At 66.4% G+C, this 1,017-nt stretch carries 3 protein-coding genes; all 3 read left to right on the top strand.

Annotation, left to right across the window (positions count from 1 at the left end; genetic code table 11):
• On the top strand, nt 1-567 hold a 567-nt coding region (gene rplB / locus ACF088_RS41440), incomplete at its 5' end, for a 50S ribosomal protein L2 (protein WP_392381148.1).
• A gap of 12 nt (nt 568-579) precedes the next feature.
• Entirely contained in the window at nt 580-861 is a 282-nt protein-coding gene (rpsS, locus tag ACF088_RS41435) for a 30S ribosomal protein S19 (protein WP_003974263.1), read from the top strand.
• A gap of 42 nt (nt 862-903) precedes the next feature.
• Nucleotides 904-1,017, top strand: a 114-nt coding sequence (locus ACF088_RS41430) for an uL22 family ribosomal protein (protein ID WP_309031984.1), incomplete at its 3' end; no start/stop codon positions are given.

The raw sequence follows: 1,017 nt of genomic DNA, 5'->3' as shown, positions 1-1,017 counted from the left end.
CGCATCGCGCTGCTGCACTACGCGGACGGCGAGAAGCGCTACATCCTCGCCCCGCGCAACCTCCAGCAGGGTGACCGCGTCGAGAACGGTCCCGGGGCCGACATCAAGCCGGGCAACAACCTGGCGCTCCGCAACATCCCGGTCGGTACCACGATCCACGCGATCGAGCTCCGTCCCGGTGGCGGCGCCAAGTTCGCCCGCTCCGCCGGTGCCTCCGTGCAGCTGCTCGCGAAGGAGGGCACCATGGCCCACCTGCGCATGCCGTCCGGAGAGATCCGCCTGGTCGACCAGCGCTGCCGCGCCACGGTCGGCGAGGTCGGCAACGCCGAGCAGAGCAACATCAACTGGGGCAAGGCGGGCCGCAAGCGGTGGCTGGGCGTTCGCCCGACCGTCCGTGGTGTGGTCATGAACCCGGTGGACCACCCGCACGGTGGTGGTGAGGGCCGGACCTCCGGTGGTCGCCACCCCGTGTCCCCGTGGGGCAAGAAGGAAGGCCGTACTCGTTCGCCCAAGAAGGCGTCGAACAAGTACATCGTCCGCCGCCGCAAGACGAACAAGAAGCGCTAAGGACGGGTTGAGATGCCTCGTAGCTTGAAGAAGGGACCCTTCGTCGACGACCACCTGATCAAGAAGGTGGACACGCAGAACGAAGCCGGTACCAAGAACGTCATCAAGACCTGGTCCCGTCGCTCGATGATCGTCCCGGCGATGCTCGGCCACACGATCGCGGTGCACAACGGCAAGACCCACATCCCGGTGTTTGTCACCGAGTCCATGGTCGGCCACAAGCTCGGCGAGTTCTCGCCGACGCGCACCTTCCGGGGTCACGTCAAGGACGACCGGAAGTCGAAGCGCCGCTAACAGCGGGGTGGAATGACCATGACAAACACTGAAGGGACAACCATGGAAGCCAGGGCCCAGGCGCGGTACATCCGCGTCACGCCCATGAAGGCCCGCCGCGTGGTGGACCTCATCCGTGGCATGGATGCCACGGAGGCTCAGGCGGTCCTGCGTTTC

The sequence above is a fragment of the Streptomyces sp. NPDC015125 genome, from assembly GCF_043080045.1.
In the GTDB taxonomy this organism is placed as follows: domain Bacteria; phylum Actinomycetota; class Actinomycetes; order Streptomycetales; family Streptomycetaceae; genus Streptomyces.
The sequence above is the reverse complement of the archived record's forward strand: the minus strand, read 5'-3'. Positions and strand labels throughout refer to the sequence as shown.

Excerpts from the sequence above, each read along its gene's own strand:
- rpsS (WP_003974263.1), top strand. The coding sequence starts at position 580 with ATGCCTCGTAGCTTGAAGAAGGGACCCTTCGTCGACGACCACCTGATC.